Origin of the sequence: uncultured Sphingorhabdus sp. (assembly GCF_937872355.1) — a bacterium.
Lineage (GTDB): Bacteria > Pseudomonadota > Alphaproteobacteria > Sphingomonadales > Sphingomonadaceae > Sphingorhabdus_B.
In genome coordinates this window covers 1-4,927 of sequence record NZ_CALMSV010000141.1, presented here as the reverse complement: position 1 = coordinate 4,927, position 4,927 = coordinate 1, and the positions used below count along the sequence as shown (strand labels likewise).

Genomic DNA, 4,927 nt, shown 5'->3' with positions numbered 1-4,927 from the left:
GGGGATTTTCCGGGGCAGTGGGGCGCATGGCCACCTCTCCCGGTCCTTGAAGGTCGCCACGCCCTCGGCCTTCGGGAGGGGGCGTCTGCGGCAGCGGACACGGGCACCGCAATGGCTACGCTGCGGCTATTTTCCGCCGGGGCTGCGCCCCTTTGCATCGCGAAACAAAATAGTCTTGCTTCGCCATCCTTCGCTGGCGCTCCGGCCGCGCGTTTCCGCGCGGTGCAGACCCGTGCCCGCCGCCGCTGGTCGTCGCCACGAAGGCCGCGAGAGGCGCGGCTCAGGACACGGAGACCATCATGGCAAGCGCCCCAGATCTTCCCCTTGAAGACACTCCCCCCGAACTCGGCTCAACCGCCTATCTCCTTCAGGAAATGCAGCTCTACGGCTATCGCCCCTCTGAAGACGAGACTGATACGCGCCCTGCCCCGGAAGATCGCATCATCGAAGGCGCCGTCGCCGACATCTTCGATGCCCTTGTGTCCACGCTGACCGACACCAGCATTGAACCCGATCTCGAAGACCTGCTCTGGAACGTCGTCAACATCTTCCACCGCGCCGGCGAGCGGGTCGAACGCGATCTCGACGACAATGAACAGGCGCAAAAACGCCTTCAGCGCGAACAGGATGGCAGCGAAGTGCGCTCGGTCGAACTTGAGCGCCAGATCGCCGAGGGAATCTCACTCATCGAACGCCGCGACACGATGGAATTCTTCCGCGAAGCCGCCGCCGATCAATTCCGCATCCACGCCCGCAAGGCTTGGACACCCCGCACCGGATCCCGCGTCAACCGCAAGACCATGACCTCAGCCATCATCGACAGCCGCGACTTCCTCGACAAACGCGCAAGAGAGAATGCCCGCGTTCTGCTGCCCGAAGGCACCCGTATCGCTTTCACCGGTGGCCCCGATTGCAACGATCACTCGGCCATCTGGGACGTCCTCGACCGGGTTCATGCGCGTCATGCCGACATGGTCTTGCTCCACGGCGCCACACCAACCGGTGCCGAACGCGCCGCCGCCTGCTGGGCCGATACGCGCCGAGTACCGCAGGTCGCCTTCCGTCCCGACTGGAACCGACACAAGAAGGCCGCGCCTTTTAAGCGCAATGACCGCATGCTTGAAGCATTGCCGGTGGGCCTGGGCGTCTTTCCCGGCACCGGGATTCAGGACAACTTGGCTGACAAGGCGCGCAAGATGGGCATTCCGCTCTGGGACTTCCGCGAGAAGCGTTGAGACCGTTGGCTTCGTCCAGTCCAATTATATGCTAGGATAAGCAGTGTTGGCTGCAGCCCGGCATACGACGTTAGCCACCAAGGGCGCGAGCGGCCAATTGTTCCAGCAAGTGCCGTTCCGATGGAAATGATAGTCTCCTCAGGCGATCATGATAGACGGACGGGATCGAGCGTGGAATATAACGTTGATAGCTCTAGTCAGGATGCAGGAGCTAACGTCGGGGGACTGCAAATTGACTGTCAGTGTTCACAATCCTGATCAATACATGGCGGCTCTACGGACGATTATCGCACAGGGCCGCAAGAGGATCGGGCTGTTAGTTGGCGCTGGAGCTTCTGCTGGCATGGCCAAGCCCGACGGTACTTACCCGCTTATCCCGGCGGTTTCCGGCCCCACCGATTAGGTGCGCACCACCCCTTCACCCACCTATCCACAGCAGTTCGACGGCCTGAAAGGCGAACTCGAGCAGCATGACATTGAGACAATTCTTTCTCGAATTCGCTCACTCAGCAAAGTGATCGGGTCGGCAAAAGTCCACGACCTCGATGGGCCCGGTTTTGCCGCTTTGGGCGAAGCGATCTGCACCGAGATCGGTAAGATCGTGGACGTCCGATTGCCGGAGACTGGATCGGCTTATGCCAATCTTGTGAACTGGATCACGGGCACGATGCGTGACTATCCAATCGAGATTTTCACCACGAACTACGACCTATTGTTCGAAGAAGCGTTTGAGTTCGTGCGGGCGCCGTATTTCGATGGTTTCACGGGCGGTCGCGAACCGTTCTTCGACCCCGTGTCAGTGTCTCGCGGCGACCTCCCCGCGCGATGGACGCGGCTCTGGAAGCTCCATGGCTCGCTCGGCTGGCGTGCAAGTTCTAAGGGAGAAGTGATCCGAACTGGCCAAAGCTCGGCGAGTCACCTCGTGTTCCCCGAACATCTGAAGTACGATCAGACGCAGAAAGCTCCCTACGCCGCGTTGCTCGATCGTCTTCGTGCTTTCTTGCTCACCCCCGATACGCTGCTGGTCTCTATCGGTTTCTCCTTTGCCGACGCCCATATCGCAGCCCGGCTGGATGAAGCGCTGGCAGCGAATCCATCCTCCAGCGTCTTCGCGTTCCAGTACCAGATTCTCGAGGAAGAGGGGCCGGCGTGCGATCTTGCGCGCCGCCTGCCAAACTTCAGCATCTATGCGCGCGACAAGCGAAAGTAAACGGCATTCGTGGCGCATGGAAGGCGCCAGCTGAACTACCAAACAAGGATTGGGGGCCTATAAGGTCGACCTATCTCGACAAGGATGGAAACTTCACGCTCGGAGCAATCGAACCCTTTGCGCGCTTTTTCGCGGCATCGCGTTCGGTTCAAGCATTTCCCACTCCACCCGCGTCGACGGCGACAACGGCGGTAATACCACCGCCAACAGTCGCCGCTGCTTCGGTGGCCTGATGAACGCTCCGACCCTTCTCGGTCATGTCGGATCTGTAGCGGGTGCGACCATCAGCGTGCGCCAGTTCGAGGGCGTGGCCTCGTCGGTCAGGTTGGTAGCTTCGTGCGCACACCTCAAGGGTATCACGACCTCTATGCGATCATATCCGAGGTCGGCGCAAGCGCGACACCAGCAACGCTCACCGATGCACTCGATCGCGGCGAACGATGGATGACCGTTCAACTCGTGGGCGAGATTGTGGAGGCATCGTTCGAACGAGGCATTAGCCAATATCCAAACGTGAACGATGAGGTGCACCTTGTCACTGAGGAGGATTTGGCCAAGATCTACGGCGCGGAGTTTGCCGGACAGGTCGTGGTTGGGCGACTTGCCAACGCCGAGAGTATCCCCGTCCGCCTGGATCTTGACAAGCTGGTCACGCGTCACAGCGCAGTGCTTGGTTCAACCGGGTCGGGCAAATCCACGACCGTCGCCAGCTTGCTGCGATCGATCTCGGCGCCGGGCGGAGCAGGCTTTCCGAGCGCGCGCATCCTTCTGCTCGATATCCACGGTGAATATGGCCGTGCGCTCGGCGACAACGCTGAGATTTTCCGGATCACGCCCGGAGACGGTGAGAAGCAGCTAGTGGTTCCGTACTGGGCGCTGCGGCCCACCGAAATCCTCAACTTCTTGTGCGGGAAAATGGACGATCGTGCGACTACCGCAATCCTCGACAAAATCTTCGCGGCAAAAAGCGCGATAGCACAGGCAGACAATTTGCCGGGCGTCGACCTGAATTCGATGACCGTCGACAGCCCGATCCCGTACAGCTTGCGCAACCTGTGGCTCGAGATGATTGATCCAGAGGTCAAAACCTGGCTCGATCAGGCCAAGACACAGCCGGCTATCGTGCTCCCCGGGGACGCGACTACGCTTCGCCTGCCGACCTACCAGCCGCATACGACGACGAATACGGCACCCTATCAGAACAACATTGGTGTGCTAGGCATCCGCAAGCAACTTGATCGCATGCGGTCACGTATGCTCGATCGTCAGTTCGAGTTCTTGCTCAAGCCCGGCGACTGGGAGCCTGATCTGACCGGTCATGCGGCAAATGACATTCCAGCCCTTCTCGAAAGCTGGATCGGCCACGAGAAGGCGATAACCGTGCTCGATCTGTCGGGCATCCCCAGCGCCGTTCTCCTAGATCTGATTGGTGCGATTCTGTCGATTATCTATGAGGCACTCTTCTGGGGTCGCGAGCGCGAGGAGGGTGGTCGAAAGCGACCACAACTCGTCGTTATGGAAGAGGCGCACCGGTATCTAGGCCGGGAATCCGACAACCCTGCGCGCGAGATGGTCCAGCGAATCGCTAAAGAGGGGCGGAAGTTCGGCATCGGTGCGATGATTGTCAGCCAGCGTCCTTCGGAAATTGACGACACCATTCTCTCCCAGTGTGGCACATTCATCGCGTTGCGCCTCACCAACTCCACTGACCGCAGCAAGGTGCAAGCGGCTTTGCCTGATAATTTGAGCGGTATTGCCGACAGTCTATCGGTTTTACGGACAGGAGAAGCTATTATAACCGGCGAAGCTGCCCGACTGCCAGTGCGCTGCCGCATTACCCTACCACCAAAAGACCGTCGCCCAGACAGCGAAGATCCGCTTGTCGCAGACAGCTGGAAGCGAGCCCGGGGCACTGAAGATTACAATCAGCTTGTCGCAGCATGGCGTGCGCAGGATCCAAAGTGGAAGCCGCCACAGACGGACGAGACCGAGGGAGGAAATTGATGGAACGACAGGCTGTAACGTCGGGCAATTTGGCGGAGGTCGGATATGACCCCGAGCTGGAGACGCTCGAGATCCAATTCAAACACGGTGGCGTTTACCAGTATTTCAACGTGCCTGCCTTCATGAACGAGCGTCTCATGACGGCGGACTCGCTAGGTCGCTTTTTCAACGCGGAGATTAAGGTCATTACCCCGAGGCTAAACTCTAGCACACCGCCTCGAAATGTAGGGGAATCCTCTAGAGTGGGATGACGTTTGATTGAATCGGGAGGGATTCCCCTTGGTCTGATTTTGTGATTCAAGCTGCGGGCTGGGTTTTGGAGGCCAGCGGCGATGACCAGACCCTATTCGATGGATTTGCGTGACCGGGCGATTGCGCGCGTTATGGCCGGTGAGAGCGTTCGGTCGGTGGCGCTGGCATTGAGCATCAGCGCGGCGACTGTGGTGCGCTGGTCGCAACGGTATCGGACCTTGGGCAG

The 4,927-nt window shown here is 59.5% G+C and carries 5 protein-coding genes; all 5 read left to right on the top strand.

From position 1 onward, the window contains the following. Positions 1-299 precede the first annotated feature (299 nt). Positions 300-1,235 carry a DUF2493 domain-containing protein gene (locus Q0239_RS08770; protein WP_298601328.1) on the top strand — a complete coding sequence of 312 codons (936 nt, stop codon included), beginning with the start codon at positions 300-302 and terminating at the stop codon, positions 1,233-1,235. A gap of 403 nt (positions 1,236-1,638) precedes the next feature. Next, positions 1,639-2,445 carry an SIR2 family protein gene (locus tag Q0239_RS08765; RefSeq protein ID WP_298601325.1) on the top strand — a complete coding sequence of 269 codons (807 nt, stop codon included), beginning with the start codon at positions 1,639-1,641 and terminating at the stop codon, positions 2,443-2,445. Positions 2,446-2,781: 336 nt separating this feature from the next. Further along, positions 2,782-4,449: an ATP-binding protein gene (locus tag Q0239_RS08760; protein WP_298601322.1), complete on the top strand. Its 1,668-nt coding sequence runs from the start codon at positions 2,782-2,784 to the stop codon at positions 4,447-4,449. Continuing rightward, positions 4,386-4,700 (top strand): KTSC domain-containing protein, encoded by a 315-nt coding sequence (locus tag Q0239_RS08755; protein ID WP_367276085.1) that lies wholly within the window; start codon positions 4,386-4,388, stop codon positions 4,698-4,700. Before Q0239_RS08760 ends, Q0239_RS08755 begins: the two co-directional genes overlap by 64 nt. Positions 4,701-4,781: 81 nt before the next feature. Next, the coding region (locus Q0239_RS08750; RefSeq protein ID WP_298601331.1) for an IS630 transposase-related protein at positions 4,782-4,927 on the top strand (146 nt) is incomplete at its 3' end.